The organism is Hymenobacter monticola (assembly GCF_022811645.1).
GTDB lineage: Bacteria > Bacteroidota > Bacteroidia > Cytophagales > Hymenobacteraceae > Hymenobacter > Hymenobacter monticola.
This window is the reverse complement of record NZ_CP094534.1, coordinates 4824832-4844022: the sequence shown is the minus strand read 5'-3', so window position 1 is coordinate 4844022 and position 19191 is coordinate 4824832. Positions and strand designations below refer to the sequence as shown.

Below are 19191 nucleotides of genomic sequence, written 5' to 3'. Positions count from 1 at the left end.
TCTTTGAGAAAAGTAAGGCTAAATATGCGCAACGTGAGTTTGCGGCCGCAAGTTAGCGGCCTGGGTGGGTTTGGAAGTATGCGCGGGCTGCTGCGAGGCGCGCTGGGCATAGCCTTGGCGGTGGGCCTGAGCACCTGCGGCCCTGGCCACGGCACCGATTGCCTGAAAAGCACGGGCACCATCATCACCGAGCGCCGCGAAGTGGCCGACGGGCTCACCACCGTCACCGCTTTCGACAATGTGGACCTGCGCCTGGTGCAAGACAGCCAAACTTACGCCGAAGTGCGCGCCGGCGAGAACCTGATTGGCGACATCGAATTCACCCGCAAGGGCAACAGCCTCGAAATCGCCAACACCAGCAAGTGCAACTGGGCCCGCAGCTACGACTCGCCGCGTGAAGTGACGCTGCACCTGCCGCACATCACCAACGTGTTTCTGCGCGGCCAGGGCAACGGCAGCACCGTGGGCGAGTTCGTGCAGGATACCATTTTCTTCCACCTCATTGGCGCTGGCGACTACGACCTCACCGTGCGTGCCAAGCAGCTCTTCCTTGACCAGTACGAGCTGGGCGACCTCACCGTGCGCGGCTCCACCACCGAAACGAATTTCACCCTCGGCGGCTCCGGCCGCCTGTTTGCGCAAGGATTGACGGCCCGCCGCTGCTTCTTCACCATGACCCGCGACAGTGACGGCGATGCCCACGTGCGCGCCCTCGACATCGTGGGCGGCACCGTGGCCGGCAACGGCACCCTCTACTACGGCGGTCCGCCCGCTACCACCGACATCCGGGTGACGGGCCGGGGCAGCAAGAAGGCGGAATAAGGCAGCACAATGTAGAGACGTATAATTGCGTCTCGTCGTTGAACGACTGGCACCGCACCGTTCACACGTCATCGTTCAACCACGAGACGCAATTATGCGTCTCTACAAATCCCCCAGCTGCGGCCGAATCAGCAATTCCTCTACCACGGCGTGGGGCGAGAGTGAATAAGTGCCAAACACCGCTTCGGCCACGTCCTCGGCTTGTACAAACCGCTCCGTGGGCAACTCCACGCCGGCCCAGCTGGCCGTGAGGGTGGGGCCGGGCAGCACGGCCGTCACGCGCACACCGGCCGGCTTCAGCTCCTCGCGCAGGTTTTTGGTGAAGCCCAGCAGGGCGTGCTTGGCAATGCCGTAGGAGCCGCCGTTGGGGTAGGCCGTGATGCTGGCCGTGGAGCAGATGGTGAAAATGTGGCCGCGCCCGCGCGCAATGAAGCCAGGCAGCAGGGGCAAAGTCACGTCGTAGGCGCTGAGCAGGTTCACGGCCAGCATCTGGCGTAGTTGCGAGCCATCGGCGGGCTCGTCCTGCAGGCGGCCGGGCACGAAAGCACCGGCGTTGTTCACCAGCACCTCCACGGGCAGGTTCAGGCTGAGCACAAAAGCGGCGAAGCGGACGCAGTCGGCGGGCTGGCTGAGGTCGGCCGGCTGCGTGTGCAGGGCAGCCCCGGGAACATCGGCTGCCATTTCGGTTGTGAGGGCGGCCAGGTCGGCGGCCGAGCGGGCGCACGTGGCCACCGGGTAGCCGGCCCGCAGAAAGCGCGATACGATGGCGCGGCCAATACCTTTGCTGCCGCCAGTCACGACAATTAATTTTTCGTTCGTTTGCACTGTTTTCGCTTGGTTTTACGTAAAGTCCCGGGCCGCCGTAATCGTCTCTAGTGGCAACCCCAAGGCCCAAACTTCGGTTTTTAATTCTCAACAATACCTCATGCTAACAACTTTCGGCTCGTTCGTCCTTTTCCTGCGCGGCATGGTCACGCGCACCGAGCGGTTCCGGGTGCTTTGGAACCGCACCATCGACGAAGCCATTCTCATCGGGGTCGATTCGGTGTTCATCGTCTCCATCGTGTCGGCCTTTATCGGGGCCGTTACCTGCGTGCAGATTGCCTACAACCTCACCAACCCGCTCATTCCGCAGTCCACCATCGGCTACATGGTGCGCGAAATGACCATTCTGGAGCTCGCGCCCACCATCACCAGCATCGTGCTGGCCGGCAAAGTGGGTTCCAGCATCGCCGGCGGCCTGGGCACCATGCGCATCACCGAGCAGATTTCAGCCCTCGAAGTAATGGGCATTAATTCAACGTCTTACCTGGTGCTGCCGCGCATTCTAGCGGCGTTGCTGATGTTTCCCATGCTGGTCATCATGGCCATGCTGCTATCAATCATGGGCGGCTACCTGGCCGGCACCCTCACCGGCGTGATGACGGCCCAGGACTACATCGAAGGCATTCGCACCGATTTCATTCCCTATAACATCCTTTTTGCCCTTATCAAAGCGGTAGTATTTGCCTTCCTCGTATCGGGCATCTCGTCTTTCAAAGGCTATTTCACCACCGGCGGCGCCCTCGAAGTCGGCGCGGCCAGCACCGGTGCCGTGACCAACTCCATCATCGCCATCCTCATCGCCGACTTCGCCCTGGCGGCGTTGCTGCTCTGATTTAGTTGTCAGTTGTTCGTTGCCGTTTTTCATTCAGGTATAGGCAATTGAACTCGAATAATTATAAAAACTGACAACCACATACTGTCAACTACCATGATTGAAGTATCCAACCTCGAAAAATCATTCAACGGCACGCCAGTGCTTAAGGGCGTAACGTGCACGTTCGAAACGGGGAAGTGCAACCTGCTGCTCGGCGGTTCGGGCACGGGCAAAAGCGTGCTCCTGCAGTGCATCGTGGGCCTGATGAAGCCGGACATCGGTTCCATCACCTTCGATGGCACCGTATACACCAACAGCAAGATTGACATCCGCCAGGAAATCCGCCGCAAAATCGGCATGCTGTTCCAGGGCTCGGCCCTGTTCGACTCAATGACCGTGGCCGAAAACGTGGAGTTTCCGCTCCAGATGCTGACGCCCGAAATGAGCCCGGAGGAGCGCCGCGAGCGGGTTGAGTTTTGCCTCAAGCGCGTGGGCCTTGAGAATGCCGGGAAAAAGATGCCTGCCGAAATTTCGGGCGGCATGAAAAAGCGCGTCGGCATTGCCCGCGCCATTGCGCCGCAGTGTACCTACCTGTTCTGCGACGAGCCCAACTCCGGCCTCGACCCCGCCACCAGCATCAAGATTGACGAGCTGATTCACGAAATCACGCACGAATACAACATCACCACCGTCATCGTGACCCACGACATGAACTCGGTGATTGAAATCGGCGAGCACATCATTTTCCTACACCAGGGCAAAAAACTCTGGGACGGCACCAAAGACGAAATCCTCAATGCCACTGTGCCCGAACTGCGCGACTTCATCTTCAGCAGCAGTCTGGTACGCGCCGCTAAGCGCGTGGATGAAGAAACCGAAGGCGGCATGGCCGCTTTCGCCGAAGAAAGCGAGTCCGGCGGCGGCATTTAAAAGTCTGCGCCACTAAAACAAGTACCCCGAAGCTCCTGCTTCGGCCCGCCTGAACATCAATTGTTCAACGGGCCGAAGCAGGAGCTTCGGGGTACTCGCTTTTACGCCAACAGCAGTTGCAAATGCCCCAGGTGGTGCCGTCCGTGCCAGGCATACAGCGCCAGCGTCTGCTCCAGCGTGGACGTGCGCTGGTTGCCCGGATGATAAAACGTGCGTTGCCACTGCTCATCGGTGAGGTGGTGCAGCAAGCTCACAAACCGCGAATGCAGCGCCTCCAGCAGCGTGAGCGACACGGTGATGGGCGAGGCCGCCACGTCGGGCAACTCGGCCCAGGCCGCTTCTTCGTAAGGCTTGATGGTGGGGTTATCTTCCGTGAGTGCCAGCCGGAAGCGCACATAGGCGTTCATGTGCGAGTCGGCCACGTGGTGAATAACCTGGCGGCCGTTCCAGCCGCCGGGGCGGTAGGGGCGCTCCAGGCCCACGCCGTCCACGGCCTTGGCCGCGGCGGTGAGTTGGGTCGGCAAATCAGCAATTTGCTGGATGAGGTCCGTGCGCTCAGCGGCGGTTAGGGGGGCGGTCGGGAGCTGCGGCCGGCCGATGGGGTACTTGAGGGCGTCGTCGGTTGGATTCATGGCCGCAAATAAAGCAAAAGCGCCGCCTCGGGCAGAGGCGGCGCTTTTTTACACGGAAGCGCAATCAATTTAAACGAGGGAGGACTAGCCGTTGCGCTTATTCAACTCGTCGCGAATCTTAGCGGCTTTCTCGTAGTCTTCTTTTTCCAAGGCCTGGGCCAGCATCTTGGTCAGCTCATCAAGCGACACCTGGCCGCTGGGTTCGCGCGGCTCAAGCTGAGCGCGGCTGCCAGAGCGGGGCGTATCGTCGTCGTCTTCTTCGTCTTCATCGTCCTCGTCGTCGGCTTCGCCCTCGGCCTCGTCGAGGTCGGAGAGGATGATACCAGCTTCGCTCAGCACGCTCTCTACGGTATAAATCGGCACGCCGAAGCGCAGGCCAATGGCGATGGCATCGGAAGGCCGGGCATCGATTTCGAAGGTAGTGGCGCCGTCGGAGCACACAATGCGCGAGTAGAACACGCCTTCCTTCAAATCGGAAATAATCACTTCCAGAATCACCACGTGCACGTGCTCCGCAAACGACTTGAACAGGTCGTGGGTGAGGGGCCGGTTGGGGCTGATTTTCTCGATTTGAATGGCGATGCTCTGGGCTTCAAACATGCCAATGATGATGGGCAAGCGGCGGTTGCCGCCCTTTTCGCCCAGAATCAGGGCAAAGGAGCCAGACTGCGACTGGCTGGACGACAGGCCCAGGATTTCAAGCTGGATTTTTTTCAAGGGAATGGTGCGGTGTGTCTTCGGGGCGTTGGAGAGAGGGCAGGGGCCCGGCCGCGGCCGGTAGGAAGAATGTACGTGCAAATAAAGAAAAGTCCGGGCATTGACCGCCCAAAACCTGCCTTGTAATACGCGAAAGCCGAAAAAAGATTGGGGGCCCAAGCCCTGAATTTCTGACGAAACGCAGTGGCTCAGGCCCCCAAATCCATCAAATGCAATTTAGTTCAGCGCCTTAACCGCGGCCGTCAGTTTGGGCAGCACGTCGAAAACGTCGCCCACGATGCCGTAGTCGGCGGCCTTGAAGAACGGAGCTTCGGGGTCTTTGTTAATAACCACGATGACCTTGCTGCTGTTCACGCCGGCCAGGTGCTGGATGGCGCCCGAAATGCCGCAGGCAATGTACAGGTTCGGCGACACGGTGATGCCCGTTTGGCCCACGTGTTCGTGGTGGGGGCGCCAGTCCACGTCGCTCACCGGCTTGGAGCAAGCCGTGGCCGCGCCCAGGGCTTTGGCCAGGTCCTCAATCAGGTTCCAATTCTCGGGGCCTTTCATGCCGCGGCCACCCGATACCACGCGCTCGGCTTCGGGCAGAAGCACGCCGCCGGCCTGGTCCTGCATCACCACCTGCTTGGGGGCATCGGCAAAATCAGCGTCCGACAATTGGGCCGAGAAGCTGGCTACTTCGGCCGTTTTGCCGGCTTCGTGCTGGGCTTCGGTCGAGTTTTTCTTCACGGCAATGATTTTGCGGTCGCCGCTCAGCACCACGTCCGAAAACGCCTTTCCCGAGAAAGCACCGCGCTTCACCACAAACTGGCCGCCATCCGTCTTGGGCAGTTCCACCACGTTGGTAGCCAGGCTGGCCTTGAGGCGCACCGACAGGCGCGAGCCTACGGCCGCACCGATGTTGCTGTTGGCCAGCACAATCACCTTGGCCTGCTCCTGCTCAGCCGCCGTGGCGATGAGCTTGGTGTAGGCGTTGTTCACGAAATCCTTGAGGCGGGGCTCGGCGTCGTACAGCACTTTGGCGATGCCCTGCTCGCCCAGCTTGGCCAGGTTGGCTTCATTGGCCTCGCCCACGGCAATGGCCGTGGCGGTGGTGCCCAGCTGCGCGGCCACTTGCGCGCCATAGGAGGCCACCTCCAGCGACGACTTTTTTACTTCGCCATCGGCGCATTCAACTACAACTAATACAGACATTTCTTAGAGAAGTGAGATGGTAAGATATGAGAAGTGAGACAAGCGGACTTTGTCGGCTTTGGAGGAGGAGCAAGCTGACGCTGTCTCACTTCTCGTGTCTCACTGTCTCGTGTCTAAACTAGATTACTTTGGCTTCGTTGCGGAGCAGTTTGATGAGCTCACCGGCATTTTCGGCATCGATGAGCTTCACGCCCTGCTTTTTGGGCGGCAGCGCGTACTCCTGCACCTGGGTGCGGGCGGGCTCGCCCACGGCGGGCACCACTTTCAGGGGCTTGGTGCGGGCCGTCATGATGCCGCGCATGTTGGGGATGCGGGGTTCGCACATGGGCTGCTGGCACGAGGCCACGAAAGGCGTGTTCACGGTCACAATCTCCTTGCCGCCTTCAATCTCGCGCTCCAGCGTGGCGGTGTTGCCGCTCAGGTCCAGCTTCATGGCCGGCGCTACGGTCGGGATGCCCAGCATCTCGCCCACCATGCCGTGCACCTGGAAGCCGTTGTAGTCGATGCTTTCCTTGCCCATCAGAATCACGTCGTAGGCGCCTTCCTTGGCGATGGCGGCAATCTGCTCGGCCACGAAGTAGGCGTCGGTCGGCGCGGCGTTCACCCGGATGGCGTCGTCGGCGCCAATGGCCAGGGCCTTGCGGATGTTGGGCTCGGTGTCGGCTTCGCCCACGTTGAGGACGGTGACGGTGCCGCTGCCGGCCGCTTCCTTCAGCTCGATGGCGCGGGTGAGGGCGTATTCGTCCCAGGGGTTAATCACGAACTGCACCCCGGCCTTGTTGAACTCCTTGTTATCGGGCGTAAAGGTGATTTTGGTGGTCGTGTCGGGCACGTTGGAAATACAAACCAGAAACTTCATTGAAAGAGGGTTTGGGTGGCGGAATCAGTGAAAAAAGGCTGCATGCATAACAACCAGCAGGGGCTCTACGGTTTCCAAAAGCCAATCAATAAAGCAGAATTGCCGTAGAAAAGCCGCATTTTTGCCCCAAAGGTAAACAAAACTCCCTCCCTGATGAACACGCCACCCACCCGTTTGCAACAGTTGCTCGCTTTCTACCAGGACGACCCCACCGACGCCTTCACCATCTACGCCTTGGCCACCGAATACCGGGCCCAGGAGCCGGAGCGCGCCTGGGAATTCTACCAGAAACTACTGGCCGAGCACCCCGATTACGTGGGCACTTACTACCACGCCGGCAAGCTGCTGGAGCAGTTTGGCCGGAAAGATGAAGCTGAAAAAGTGTATCGCACGGGCCTCGTGGTGGCTCGCAAGGCCGGCCAGCAGCACGCCGCCAGCGAACTGCTGCAGGCACTAAACAGCTGCCTGGGGCTGGACTATGAAGACGATTAAACGACAAGGTTCGCCCCAAGGCTGACTTAAACCTGAACAGTTGTTGATTGGCTTGACAGCCTTTTGCGCCTCGGGCAAGGTTTTTCAACAGGGTGAAAAGAGGTTTAGGCGGCTATATTCAACTGTTGGGCCGCCAAAGCGTACTATTCAACGGGAAAAGCGCGAATGTGCATTTTTTCTGTAGTTATTTTACTTGAAATAAGTTCGGTTAAAATTATTCACGATACATTCTAATTCATAAAGAATGCCCAGCTTGCTCGACATCGTCAAAGCTGCTTTTTCGCGCGAGCTGGTTCGTCATGTGGCGAGCCGGCTTGGGGAAGCAGAGTCGAGCGTAAGCAAGGCGTTGGGAGGAATAGTGCCCCTGGTGCTCTGCGGATTGGTAAACCAAGCCGGGGCCGGGGCCCGTCAGGCCGTTTTCAACCTAAGCCGCCAGGCCTGGCTGGGCACGCATTATAATGTGAGTACCACCACCGGCGTACTGGGGGTGATGGGGAGCAGCGCTGCCACGGGCTTGGTGCAGGGCCACGACGTGTTGGAAAAACTGTTTGGCACCGGCAGCCGGGTGCTGGTGGAGCCGATTACAGCATTTGCGGGCATCCGGGCAGAATCGGCCGATACCTTGCTGCGGCTGGTGGGCACGGTGCTGCCGGCCCTGCTGGGCCAATATGCTGCCAGCCGCCAGCTGCAAGCGGCCGGACTGGCAACCGAGCTGGCCGCTCTGAAAGGGCCGGTGCGGGCCATGCTGCCTGCGGGGCTGCAGGGGCTGGTAAGCTTGCTTTGGTTGAGCGGCCTGGCTACCGGGGCAAAGCAGCCGGTGCCTCCTGCGCGGAGTCTGACATCGGTGATGCGCGAACGGGCCGGTTCGGCGGTGGACTGGACCGTGCGCCGCTACGGCGCGTTGGTGGCCTTGGTGGGAGGGGTGGTAATGCTCTGTTTCGTGCTGGCCGAAACTGCAGCCGGTAACGAGGCCCCAGCGCACCCGGCCATGGTGCAGCTGCCGGCTAACGCCGTGAGCCAGGAGATGGAAGGCGAAACCGGGCCCCGCCCGCTCGAAACAAAGGAGCTGGGGTTGTTCTAAGCACGCTTTGGCCCCGCAAAACGGGTGGTTCACCGAGTATCTATGCCTGTTCGCGGCCCTATAGAATCATTCATTTTATCCTCATGCGTGCCCCTTCATCTTTGTCGGGTAATCAACGCTGAGTATGTTTCGTCTACATTTTATTGCCCTGCTGGGGGCCGTGTTACTGACCGCCGGTTCGGCAGCGGCCCAAGCCCAGCCCGCGGCCACCGCCCCAGCTGATACCGTGCGGCTCTCGCTGCCCGATGCCGAGCAACGCTTTTTCCAGAACAACCTGGCCGTGCTGGCCCAGCAGTACAATGTGACCGTGGCCCAAGCACAAGCCGTGCAGGCCCGGCTCATCGACAACCCAACGATATATGTGGAGCAGGACGTGCTGCGACGCCGCATCACCCGGCCCACGGTGCCCGAAGGCACCGCCGCCAGCGAGGCGGTGGTAAGTGTTCAGCAGTTGTTTTCGCTGGCCGGCCGGCGCAAGGCGGCCGGCCAGGCCGCCCAGCAGGGCGCCGTGGTGGAGCAGTACAACCTGCAGGACCTGCTGCGCAACCTGCGCTACCAGTTGCGCACTACCTACTACGACTTATTCTTCAAACAGCAGACGTTGCGGGCCTACGCCACCGAAATAGCTTCGCTGACGCGCACCGTGGGCTTGTACCAGACGCAGTATGAAAAGGGCAACATTGCGCTGAAAGAGGTGATTCGCCTGCGCGCCTTCTTGTTCACGCTGCAGAGTGAGCGACAGACGTTGCTGAACGACGTGGCCTCGGACCAGACGGACCTGCACGTGCTGCTGCGCGATGCCACCGGCAGCCAGTACGTGCCTTTGGTGGATACGCGCCGCACCCGCGACCTGACTTTGAACGGCTACCCGGAGCAGGCGCTGGTGGACACGGCCTTGGTGCGCCGCACCGACCTGAACGCCCGCCGCGCCACCCTGGAGCAGCAAAACCTTAGCCTGCGCCTGCAGCAGAAGCTGGCCGCGCCCGACCTCACCGTGGGCTACACCTACGACAAGGCCGGCAACTACATCAACAACTACAGCGCCCTGACGCTGGGCGTGGCCGTGCCGGTTTTCAACCGCAACCAGGGCAACATTCAGGCGGCAAAGGCCCAGGTGGCGGCCAGCAAGCTGCAAGTGGACCAGCAGCAGCTGGTGGTGCAAAACGAAGTGCACCAGGCTTATCAACTGGCGGCCCGAAACGACGAGCTTTTCCAGAACACTGACCGCGACACTGCCCCGTTTGCGCGGCTGATGGTGGGCATCGAGCAGAGCTACGCCAAACGCATCCTGAGCGTGGTGGAATACCTCGATTTTTTTGAGTCCTATAAGAACAACCTGGTGCAGCTCAACACCCTACGAGCTAACCGCGTGCGGGCCTTCGAGCAGCTGAATTTTGCCGTTGGCAAGCCGGTGTTCCGGGCCGACCAATAAGGCGGGAGTGATTAGCTGATGGCCTTAAGCCGTTGGCTTTTCTGCCAATCCATTTTCCTGTACCTCATCAAAAGCTAACGGCTAAGCGCTAGTAGCTAACAGCTTCAAATAATGAACCGCACCTTTCTTGCATTGCTCACCGCCGTTTCGCTGGTTGGCTGCTCCAAACCCGAAGTCAAAGAAGAGAAGAAGGAGGGCTTTAAGCTTTCCGACACCATGATGTCGCAGATTGTGCTGGACACAGTGCGCCTGCGCCCGGTGCAGGACGAACTGGTGCTGACCGGCGAAATCCAATCGGACGGCGACAACACCGTGAAGGTGTACCCGCTGGTGGGCGGCGTGGTGGAGCAGCTGAAAGTGCAGCTCGGCGACAAGGTGACCAAGGGCCAGGTGCTGGCGGTTATCAAGTCGAGCGAGATTGCCGATGTGCAGAACCAGACCACGGCCGCTACTTCTGACTATGACATTGCCCGAAAAAACCTGGCTGTGGCCGAGGACATGTACAAAGCCGGGCTCAACTCGGAGCGCGACGTGGTGCTGGCCCGCGCCGAAGTGACCAAGGCCCGCGGCACGGTGGGCAAAAACCGCAAGCAGCTGAGCGTGTACGGCGTGGGCAAGGACGGCGTGTACGAGTTGAAGGCGCCCATCTCGGGCTTCATCACCGAGAAAAACGCGACGGAGCACGAGCAGTTCAACAACGACAACGTGGGCAACTTGTTCACGGTGAGCAACCTGGATGACGTCTGGATTATGGCCAACGTGTTTGAGTCGGACATTTCGAAGGTGAAGGTGGGCTACGACGCCGACGTGACCACGCTGAGCTACCCGGACAAGCATTTCCGGGGCAAAATCGACAAGGTGTTCAACGTGCTGGACCCCGACAGCAAGGTGATGAAGGTGCGCGTGCGCCTCGACAACCCCGGCTATCTGCTTAAGCCCGAAATGTATGCGCAGGTACGCGTAGAAAACACCGAAGGCGCCAAGGCCCTGGCCGTGCCCGCCAAATCGGTGGTGTTTGACAAGGACCGCAACTTCGTGATGGTGTACCGCGACCGCACCCACGTGGAAACCCGCCCCGTAACGCTCACCAAAACCGTGGGCGACTACAGCTACGTGAGCACCGGCCTCAAGCCCGGTGATGTAGTCATTGCCAAAGACCAGTTGCTCGTGTACGACGAGCTGAACGACTAACCCAACTCCCCATTCGGCAGTGATTCTGGGCAGGCTTTGCGGCCATGCCCAGGGTCACTGTTGCCGTTAAAGTCGACTCCTTCTTCATCATATCCTCATTGCTAAGAACTGAAAATGAATAAGTTCATTCAAGGCATCATTGCTTTCTCGCTCAAGAACAAAGGCTTCGTCTTTTTGCTGACGCTGGCTGTCGTCATCATGGGCGTGGTGAGCTACCGGAACACGCCCATCGAGGCGTTTCCGGACGTGACCAATACCGAAATCACCATCATCACGCAGTGGCCCGGCCGCTCGGCCGAGGAGATGGAGAAGTTCGTGACCGTGCCCATCGAAATCGCGCTGAACCCGGTGCAGAAAAAGGCCTCGGTGCGCAGCACCACCCTGTTTGGCTTGTCGGTGGTGAAGGTGATTTTCGACGACGGCGTGGATGACGCCTTCGCCCGGCCGCAGGTAAACAACCTGCTGCGCGAGGTGGACCTGCCCGACGGTATCACGCCCGACGTGCAGCCGCCGTATGGCCCCACCGGCGAAATCTACCGCTACACGCTGGAAAGCAAGACGAAAACGGTGCGCGAGCTGAAAACCCTGCAGGACTGGGTGATTGAGCGCAACCTGAAGGCCGTGCCCGGCGTGGCCGACGTGAACAGCTTCGGCGGCGAGGTGAAGGCCTACGAAATCGCGGTGAACCCCGGTAAGCTGCAGGACTTCGGCCTCACGCCGCTTGACCTGTATAACGCCGTGCAACGCTCCAACATCAACGTGGGCGGCGACGTCATCAACCAGGGCCAGCAGAACTACGTGGTGCGCGGCATCGGCTTGCTCAATAACATTGGCGACATCAACAACACGGTGATTAAGAACGTGAACAACGTGCCCATTCTGGTGCGCGATGTGGCGAAGGTGACCGAAAGCGCCCTGCCCCGCCTGGGCCAGGTGGGCCGCGGCTTTGAGGACGACAAACTGGAAGGCATCGTGGTGATGCGCAAGGGCGAAAACCCCTCGGAGGTCATTTCCCGCCTGCACGACAAGGTGGCCGAGCTGAACGCGAAAATCCTGCCGCCCGACGTGAAGATGAAAACCTTCTATGACCGGCAGCAGCTCATCGACTTCTCAACGGAAACGGTGATTCACAACCTGTTGGAAGGAATAGTGCTGGTGACGCTCATTGTATTCCTGTTCATGGCCGACTGGCGCACGACGGTGATTGTGTCGGTGATTATTCCGCTGGCGCTGCTGTTTGCCTTCATCTGCCTGCGTTTGCGCGGCATGAGCGCCAACCTGCTGAGTATGGGCGCCATTGACTTCGGCATCATCATCGACGGCGCGGTGGTAATGGTGGAAGGCCTCTTTGTGGCCCTCGACCACAAGGCGCACGAAATGGGCATGGAGCGGTTCAACAAGCTCTCCAAGCTCGGGTTGATTAAGAAGTCGGGCCGCGACATGGGCAAATCAATTTTCTTTGCCAAAGCCATTATTATCACGGCCTTGTTGCCCATTTTCTCCTTTGAGAAAGTAGAAGGCAAGGTGTTCAGCCCGCTGGCCTGGACGCTGGGTTTTGCTCTGCTGGGCGCCCTGCTGTTCACCCTCACGCTGGTGCCGGTGCTGGTGAGCATCCTGCTGAAAAAGGACGTGAAGGAGAAGGAAAACTTCTTCGTGCGGGCCGTGAATCGGGGCGCGGCGCGCTTCTTCGCCTTCACCTATGCCCGCAAAACGGCCAGCCTGGTCATTGCCTTTGCCGTGACGGCAATGGGCTTGTATTCGTTCTCCTTTCTGGGCTCAGAGTTTTTGCCGGAGCTGAACGAGGGCTCGATTTACGTGCGGGCCCAGCTGCCGCTGAGCATTAGCTTGCAATCGAGCAATGAGCTGTGCAACCAAATGCGGCGCGACTTCCTGAGCTTCCCTGAGGTGAGCGACGTGGTGAGCCAGACCGGCCGGCCCAACGACGGAACAGACCCGACGGGCTTCTACAACAACGAATTCCTGGTGCAGCTTAAGCACACGCCGGAGGTGGAGAAGAAGATGAAATCCAAGGTGTACCGCGAGGATTTGGTGGAGCGCATGAAGGCCAAGCTCGACAAGTATACCGGCGTGGACTTCAACTTCTCACAGCCCATCACCGACAACGTGGAAGAGGCTGCCTCGGGCGTGAAGGGCTCCATTGCCGTGAAAATTTATGGCACCGACCTGGCCACGCTCGAAGCCAAGGCCCGCGAGGTGTACGAGGTGCTGAAAACGGTGAAAGGCATCGACGACCTGGGCGTGCTGCGCAACATCGGCCAGCCCGAGTTCCACGTCGACCTCGACGAAAGCCGCATGGCCAGCTACGGCGTGAGCAAGTCGGACGCGGCGGCGGTGCTGGAAATGGCCGTGGGCGGCAAAGAGGCCACCCAGCTTTACGAGGGCGAGCGCAAATTCCCCATCCGCGTGCGCTATGAGCCCCAGTTCCGCCAGACGCCCACCGAAATCAGCGGCCTGATGGTGCCCACGCAGTCGGGCAAAACCATTCCGCTCACGGAAATTGCCAACATCGGCTCCGTAACGGGCCCCAGCCTCATTTACCGCGACGACAACCGCCGCTTTGCCGCCGTCAAGTTCAGTATCCGCGGCCGCGACATGGGCTCCACCATTGCCGAGGCGCAGGAAAAGGTGAATCGCCACGTGCAACTGCCCGCCGGCTACGAGCAGAAATGGACCGGCGACTTTGAGAACCAGCGCCGCGCCACGCAGCGCCTCACGCAGGTGGTGCCCATCTCGCTGGGCCTCATCTTCTTCATCCTGTTCATTCTGTTTGGCAACCTGAAAGACGCCGGGCTAGTGCTGCTCAACGTGCCGTTTGCCATCATCGGCGGCATCGCGGCACTGTTGCTCACCCACACCAACTTCTCAATTTCGGCCGGCATTGGCTTCATCGCGCTGTTCGGCATCTGCATTCAGAACGGCGTTATTCTCATCTCCGTGTTCAAGCAAAACCTGGTGAAGAAGCACACGCTTGACCACAGTATCAACGAAGGCGTGATTTCGCGGGTGCGGCCCGTGGTGATGACGGCGCTAATGGCCACCATCGGCCTGATGCCGGCCGCCATCAGCACCGGCATCGGTTCTGAAACGAGCAAGCCGCTGGCCATTGTGGTGATTGGCGGGCTGATAACGGGTACCATTCTCACTCTCTTCATCTTCCCGCTGGTGTTCGAGCGCTTTTACCGCGCTGAGCACACGCACTATGGCGACGACTTGGCGGCCGAACGTGCCGGCAGCCGCCAAACAGTAGGTGCTTAGTGTAGCGTGGACTCTGCGAGTCCGCGCCCTATGCAACCTGATTTTCGCGAACGATGCGCGGACTCGCAGAGTCCACGCTACAAGAAAAAGCCCGCTGCCTCATCAGGCAGCGGGCTTTTTTATGCCCCGCGGCTTCATCTAACCCTCATGGATTTTTCATCAACTTTTCACCAGATTCTCATTCTCTGCCTGGTCCCACCCGATTTCGTTCATGAATAAGTTTATTTCCGGCATTGTTGCCTTCTCGCTGAAGAACCGCTTTTTTGTCTTCTTCATGACGGCGCTGCTGGTGGCCGGAGGCACCTACAGCTACGTGCACACACCCATCGAGGCGTTTCCGGACGTGACGAACACCCAGATGATTATCGTGAGCCTCTGGCCCGGCCGCTCGGCCGAGGAGGTAGAGCGCTTCGTGAGCACGCCGATTGAGGTGGCCATGAACTCGGTGCAGATGAAGAGCAACATGCGCAGCATCAGCATGTTCGGCTTGTCGGTGCTCAAGATAAACTTCGAGGACAACGTGGAGGATTTCTTCGCCCGGCAGCAGGTGAACAACCTGCTGAGCGGCGTGAACCTGCCGTCCGGCTGCGACTCCCACGTGCAGCCGCCGTACGGGCCCACGGGCGAGATTTTCCGCTACACGGTGCAGAGCCGCGCCGGCCGTAGCACCAACGAGTTGCTGGCCATTCAGGACTGGACGGTGGAGCGGCAGCTGAAATCGGTGCCCGGCGTGGCCGACATCGCGGCCTTCGGCGGCACGCGTAAAGTGTACGAAATCAGCGTGAACCCCGCCATGCTGGTCAAGTACGACATGACCCCGCTGGAAGTGTACGACGCCGTGCAGAAGAGCAACCTGAACGTGGGCGGTGACGTGATTGAGAAGAACTCGCAGAGCTACGTGGTGCGCGGCATCGGCCTGCTCACCAAGCCCGAAGACATCGGCAACATCATCGTCAAGGACGTGAACAACGTGCCCGTGCTGGTGCGCAACGTGGCCCAGGTGACCGAAAGCAACGCCCCCCGCGTGGGCCAGGCCGGCCTCGACGACCAGAGCGACGTGGTGGAGGGCATCGTGATTATGCGCAAGGGCGAAAACCCCGCCGAGGTGCTGAGTCGCGTGAAAGCCAAAATTGCGGAGCTCAACGAAAAGGTGCTGCCCAACGACGTGTACCTCAAAACCTTCTACGACCGCGACGTGCTGATGGACCACTGCACGCACACCGTGATTCACAACCTGATTGAGGGCATTGTGCTGGTGACGTTCATTGTGCTGATTTTCATGGCCGACTGGCGGACCACGCTCACGGTGGGGGTGGTAGTGCCGCTGGCATTGTTGTTTGCCTTTGTGTGCCTACGCCTGAAGGGCATGAGCGCCAACTTGCTGAGCATGGGCGCCATCGACTTCGGCATTATTATCGACGGGGCGGTGGTGATGGTGGAGGGCATTTTCGTGGTGCTCGACCACAAAGCGGAAAAGGTGGGCATGGAGAAGTTTAATAAGCTGGCCAAGCTCGGGCTCATTCGCAAGACCGGCGGCGAGTTGGGCAAGGCCGTGTTTTTCTCCAAGCTCATCATTCTGACCTGCTTGCTGCCCATTTTCGCTTTTGAGAAGGTGGAGGGGAAGATGTTCAGCCCACTGGCCTACACGCTGGGTTTCGCGCTGATTGGCGCGCTTATTCTCACACTGACGCTGGTGCCGGTGCTGTGCTCGCTGCTGCTGAACAAGAACGTGAAGGAGAAGCACAACCCCGTTGTGACCTTCTTCGACAACATTGTGACCAAGGCCTTTGGCTTCACCTACCGCCACCAGCTGCTGAGTTTCGGGGTGGCGATGGGGCTGGTGGTGGCCGGGCTGTATTCGTTTAAATTCCTGGGCTCGGAGTTTCTGCCGGAGCTAAACGAGGGCGCGCTGTGGGTGGAAACCAAGCTGCCGATGTCGTCCTCGCTGACCGAGACCAACAAGATGGCGGCCAACTACCGCCGCATCCTGCGGTCGTTCCCGGAAGTGGTGTCGGTGCTGAGCCAGACGGGCCGTTCCAACGACGGTACCGACCCCTCGGGCATCTACTACGTGCAGGCGCAGGTCAACCTCAAGCCTAAAGAGGAGTGGAAGCGCAACATCACCAAGGAGCAGCTGATTGACGAGATGGACAAGAAGCTGAAGGAATACCCCGGCATCATTTTCAACTACTCGCAGCCCATCATCGACAACGTGGAGGAGGCCGTGGCCGGCATCAACGCGGCGCTGGCGGTGAAGATTTTCGGCAACGACCTCAAGGAGCTTGATGGCAAGGCCAACGAGGTGATGCGGGTGCTCAGCAGCGTGCGCGGCGTGAAGGACCTGGGCATTTTGCGCAACCTGGGCCAGCCCGAAATGAGCGTGAAGCTCGACCAGACCCGCATGGCCGCCTACGGCGTCCAAACTGCCGACGCCCAAACCGTGGTGGAAATGGCCGTGGGCGGCAAGGCCGCCACCCAGATTTACGAGGGCGAGCGTAAGTTCGACGTGACCGTGCGCTACCCCAAGGACGCCCGCGACACCGAAGGCAAAATCGGCGAGCTGCGCGTGCCCACCATCCGTGGCAGCAAGGTGGCGCTGAAGGAAATAGCCGACATTGGTACCAGCAACGGCCCGGCGTTTGTGTACCACGACAACGGCCAGCGCTTCATTGCCGTGAAGTTCAGCATCCGCGACCGGGATATGGGCTCCACCGTGGCCGAGGCGCAGCAGAAAATGGAACAGGCCATCAAGCTCGACAAGGGCTACCGCATCGAGTGGGCCGGCGAATTCGAGAACCAGGTGCGGGCCACCAAGCGCCTGGGCCAGGTGGTGCCGGTGTCGCTGGTTATCATTTTCATTTTGCTGTTTATCACCTTCGGCAACGGCAAGGACGCGGCGCTGGTGTTGGCCAACGTGCCGTTTGCGCTCATCGGCGGTATCGCAGCGCTGCACATCACGGGCGTCAACTTCTCCATTTCGGCCGGCATCGGATTCATTGCCCTGCTCGGGATATGTATTCAGAACGGCATTGTGCTCATCACCGTGTTCAAGGAAAATCTGCGCAAGAAGATGAGCCTGACCGACAGCCTGCTGGCCGGCGTGGCCTCGCGCGTGCGCCCGGTAGTGATGACGGCCCTCATGGCCATGATAGGCCTGTTCCCGGCCGCCCTCAGCACCGGCATCGGTTCCGAAACGCAGAAGCCGCTGGCCATCGTCGTCATCGGAGGACTGGTGACGGCCACGGTGCTCACGCTGCTCATTTTCCCGCTCATCTTCGCCTTCTTCTACCGCGAAATGAACCAGAACGGGCCCTCGCCCAAGCGGCGGCGCAAGGCGGAGCCGGTGTTGGTAGGGGCCTAACCTGGCGGGGGACCTCACCCTCTGACTCCTCTCCCAAAAAGCGGGGAGTCAGGGGGTAAGGTCCCGGCCGCGCATCTTGTTCAGCAGAGCCACGGCCTCCGGGGCGGTGCCCGTGAGCAGCACGCCGGCGCCATACAGCACCGTGAGCACGCCGCCGCGCAGCAGCAGGGTGAGCCAGGCGTTGCCGGTGTCGGGCAGGGCCCAGGCCACAAAGCCGGCCCCAGCTGCCACCAGCAGAATGCGCAGAACCTGCCCATCGAAGGGCTGCATGCCGTAGCTGCGCCACACAAACCAGGTGCGGGCCGTGTTGATGCTAACCAGGGCAATGCAGTAAGCCAGGGCCGCGCCTTCCAGTTGGATGCGCGGAATCAGCAGCCAGTTGAGCACTACCACAGCGGCGGCCAGCGAGACATTGAACACCAAATCGAAGCGGTAGCGCGGCGAGGTGGCCACGATGATGCCGTTGACGCCGGTGATGCCGTCGAACAGCCGGCCGGCCAGGAGCAATAGTACGGCGCCGGTGCCGGCCGCGTACTCGGGCTTGTGAATGAGACCGTAGATGAACGGCAAATTCAGCCCGATGCCCAGCGCCAGGTAGCAGCCCAGCAGCGTGTTGATGCGGGTGCTGCGCCGGTAGAAGTCGGCCATTTTGGCCATATCGCCTTCTTTCCAGTATTCGGCAATGAGTGTAAAGGCCGTTTTGTAGAGCGCCCGAAAGGGCAGCACCAGCGCCGTGCTCACGTTGGTGGCAATGAGGTAGATACCGGCTGCCGCCAAACTCACTTTGGCGCCCACCATCAGGCTGTCGATGTTGAGCAGCACTGTGCCTGAGATGTTGCTCAGCAGCACAAAAGCTCCAAAACCCAGCATCTCGCGCAGGGGCTTGATGCGCAGCGCCGCCCGCGTGGGCCGTAGGTGCAACTCGCCTATGGCCGCGAGGTAAATGGCCAGCAGCACCGCTACCAGCGCGTAGGCCCCTACATAGGCTAGCACGTAGCCGTGGAAGCTGAGGTAGCCCTGGCTGTAGGCCACGGCGGCGCCCACCAGCACCAGCCGCAGCAGAATTTCCTGGCAAAACGAGGAAAACGAGGTGTGATAGAGCGAGCGCAGGTAGGCATCCTGCAAGGAGCCCAGCATGATGCAGCCCGCTAGCGCAATGGCGGCCAGGTAGTGCGGCGCCAGTAGGGCCGCATCGGCCGCGTCGTACCAGCGCAGCAGCAAAGGCTTGCCCGCCAGCAGCGCCAGTGCCACCACCACGAACCCCAGCAACGGCGGCCCCAGCAGCAGAGGAAAAAAGCCCGCGTGATTGCGCCCCTGGTTGCGGAAAAACGGAAAATACCGGATGCCCATGTTGGCAAACCCAAACGACGCCACCTGCGCGCCCACGGTGGCCAGCGGCAGCAGCACGCTGGCCGTCAGGCCAATCTGGGCCGGCGAAAGCAGCCGCGGCATTATCAGAATGGTGTTGACGAAGCCAATGGCCAGGCCGACGTAGGAAATCAGGGTGTTGCGGATACCCTGGCGAAGAACGATGCCCAAGCGGTATGTAGGTAAGTGAACAAATA

The 19191-nt window shown here is 60.2% G+C and carries 15 protein-coding genes; 9 read left to right on the top strand and 6 right to left on the bottom strand.

The features are described from left to right. Window positions 1-78 precede the first annotated feature (78 nt). Window positions 79-822, top strand: a complete 744-nt coding sequence (locus tag MTP16_RS20275) for a GIN domain-containing protein (RefSeq protein WP_243513182.1) — start codon at window positions 79-81, stop codon at window positions 820-822. A gap of 102 nt (window positions 823-924) precedes the next feature. Here the strand turns inward: MTP16_RS20275 and MTP16_RS20270 are convergent, their stop codons facing one another. Further along, entirely contained in the window at window positions 925-1647 is a 723-nt protein-coding gene (locus tag MTP16_RS20270) for an SDR family oxidoreductase (RefSeq protein WP_243513181.1), read from the bottom strand. A 100-nt stretch (window positions 1648-1747) separates the two neighbouring features. On the opposite strand from MTP16_RS20270, the gene MTP16_RS20265 reads away from it, so the two are divergent. Both MTP16_RS20265 and MTP16_RS20260 read left to right on the top strand, forming a co-directional pair. Then, window positions 1748-2479, top strand: coding sequence for an MlaE family ABC transporter permease (locus MTP16_RS20265; protein ID WP_243513180.1), 732 nt, complete (start codon window positions 1748-1750; stop codon window positions 2477-2479). A gap of 96 nt (window positions 2480-2575) precedes the next feature. Continuing rightward, complete coding sequence (locus MTP16_RS20260; protein ID WP_243513179.1) at window positions 2576-3391, top strand: ABC transporter ATP-binding protein; 816 nt, start codon at window positions 2576-2578, stop codon at window positions 3389-3391. A gap of 101 nt (window positions 3392-3492) precedes the next feature. Here MTP16_RS20260 and MTP16_RS20255 read toward each other — a convergent pair whose 3' ends face one another. The 4 genes from MTP16_RS20255 to MTP16_RS20240 form a co-directional block, all read right to left on the bottom strand. Beyond that, window positions 3493-4023 (bottom strand): YfiT family bacillithiol transferase, encoded by a 531-nt coding sequence (locus MTP16_RS20255; RefSeq protein ID WP_243513178.1) that lies wholly within the window; start codon window positions 4021-4023, stop codon window positions 3493-3495. 84 nt (window positions 4024-4107) lie between these two features. Then, window positions 4108-4740: a bifunctional nuclease family protein gene (locus MTP16_RS20250; protein WP_243513177.1), complete on the bottom strand. Its 633-nt coding sequence runs from the start codon at window positions 4738-4740 to the stop codon at window positions 4108-4110. A 216-nt stretch (window positions 4741-4956) separates the two neighbouring features. After that, entirely contained in the window at window positions 4957-5934 is a 978-nt protein-coding gene (locus MTP16_RS20245; protein WP_243513175.1) for an electron transfer flavoprotein subunit alpha/FixB family protein, read from the bottom strand. A 118-nt stretch (window positions 5935-6052) separates the two neighbouring features. Next, entirely contained in the window at window positions 6053-6793 is a 741-nt protein-coding gene (locus MTP16_RS20240; RefSeq protein WP_243513174.1) for an electron transfer flavoprotein subunit beta/FixA family protein, read from the bottom strand. 153 nt (window positions 6794-6946) lie between these two features. Between MTP16_RS20240 and MTP16_RS20235 the strand changes: the two genes are divergently transcribed. From MTP16_RS20235 to MTP16_RS20210, 6 genes are all read left to right on the top strand, one after another. Beyond that, a complete protein-coding gene (locus MTP16_RS20235) occupies window positions 6947-7285 on the top strand; it encodes a tetratricopeptide repeat protein (RefSeq protein WP_243513173.1) in 339 nt (112 codons plus the stop codon). Between the two features lie 244 nt (window positions 7286-7529). Beyond that, window positions 7530-8366: a DUF937 domain-containing protein gene (locus tag MTP16_RS20230; RefSeq protein WP_243513172.1), complete on the top strand. Its 837-nt coding sequence runs from the start codon at window positions 7530-7532 to the stop codon at window positions 8364-8366. A 124-nt stretch (window positions 8367-8490) separates the two neighbouring features. Continuing rightward, window positions 8491-9798, top strand: coding sequence for a TolC family protein (locus MTP16_RS20225; protein ID WP_243513171.1), 1308 nt, complete (start codon window positions 8491-8493; stop codon window positions 9796-9798). Between the two features lie 111 nt (window positions 9799-9909). Further along, a complete protein-coding gene (locus MTP16_RS20220; protein ID WP_243513170.1) occupies window positions 9910-10989 on the top strand; it encodes an efflux RND transporter periplasmic adaptor subunit in 1080 nt (359 codons plus the stop codon). Window positions 10990-11103: 114 nt separating this feature from the next. Further along, the gene (locus MTP16_RS20215; RefSeq protein WP_243513169.1) at window positions 11104-14265 is read left to right on the top strand and encodes an efflux RND transporter permease subunit; all 3162 of its coding nucleotides are present in this window, start codon (window positions 11104-11106) and stop codon (window positions 14263-14265) included. A 211-nt stretch (window positions 14266-14476) separates the two neighbouring features. Further along, window positions 14477-17626 (top strand): efflux RND transporter permease subunit, encoded by a 3150-nt coding sequence (locus MTP16_RS20210; protein WP_243513168.1) that lies wholly within the window; start codon window positions 14477-14479, stop codon window positions 17624-17626. Window positions 17627-17674: 48 nt separating this feature from the next. Here MTP16_RS20210 and MTP16_RS20205 read toward each other — a convergent pair whose 3' ends face one another. Next, window positions 17675-19165: an oligosaccharide flippase family protein gene (locus MTP16_RS20205; RefSeq protein ID WP_243513167.1), complete on the bottom strand. Its 1491-nt coding sequence runs from the start codon at window positions 19163-19165 to the stop codon at window positions 17675-17677. Between the last annotated feature and the right edge of the window lie 26 nt (window positions 19166-19191).

What these genes read in the sequence shown, in the direction of transcription:
- MTP16_RS20230 (WP_243513172.1), top strand. Translation starts at nt 7,530, where the DNA reads ATGCCCAGCTTGCTCGACATCGTCAAAGCTGCTTTTTCGCGCGAGCTG.
- MTP16_RS20255 (WP_243513178.1), bottom strand. Translation starts at nt 4,023, where the DNA reads ATGAATCCAACCGACGACGCCCTCAAGTACCCCATCGGCCGGCCGCAG.
- MTP16_RS20210 (WP_243513168.1), top strand. Translation starts at nt 14,477, where the DNA reads ATGAATAAGTTTATTTCCGGCATTGTTGCCTTCTCGCTGAAGAACCGC.
- MTP16_RS20215 (WP_243513169.1), top strand. Translation starts at nt 11,104, where the DNA reads ATGAATAAGTTCATTCAAGGCATCATTGCTTTCTCGCTCAAGAACAAA.
- MTP16_RS20225 (WP_243513171.1), top strand. Translation starts at nt 8,491, where the DNA reads ATGTTTCGTCTACATTTTATTGCCCTGCTGGGGGCCGTGTTACTGACC.
- MTP16_RS20260 (WP_243513179.1), top strand. Translation starts at nt 2,576, where the DNA reads ATGATTGAAGTATCCAACCTCGAAAAATCATTCAACGGCACGCCAGTG.
- MTP16_RS20275 (WP_243513182.1), top strand. Translation starts at nt 79, where the DNA reads ATGCGCGGGCTGCTGCGAGGCGCGCTGGGCATAGCCTTGGCGGTGGGC.
- MTP16_RS20240 (WP_243513174.1), bottom strand. Translation starts at nt 6,793, where the DNA reads ATGAAGTTTCTGGTTTGTATTTCCAACGTGCCCGACACGACCACCAAA.
- MTP16_RS20220 (WP_243513170.1), top strand. Translation starts at nt 9,910, where the DNA reads ATGAACCGCACCTTTCTTGCATTGCTCACCGCCGTTTCGCTGGTTGGC.
- MTP16_RS20265 (WP_243513180.1), top strand. Translation starts at nt 1,748, where the DNA reads ATGCTAACAACTTTCGGCTCGTTCGTCCTTTTCCTGCGCGGCATGGTC.
- MTP16_RS20235 (WP_243513173.1), top strand. Translation starts at nt 6,947, where the DNA reads ATGAACACGCCACCCACCCGTTTGCAACAGTTGCTCGCTTTCTACCAG.
- MTP16_RS20245 (WP_243513175.1), bottom strand. Translation starts at nt 5,934, where the DNA reads ATGTCTGTATTAGTTGTAGTTGAATGCGCCGATGGCGAAGTAAAAAAG.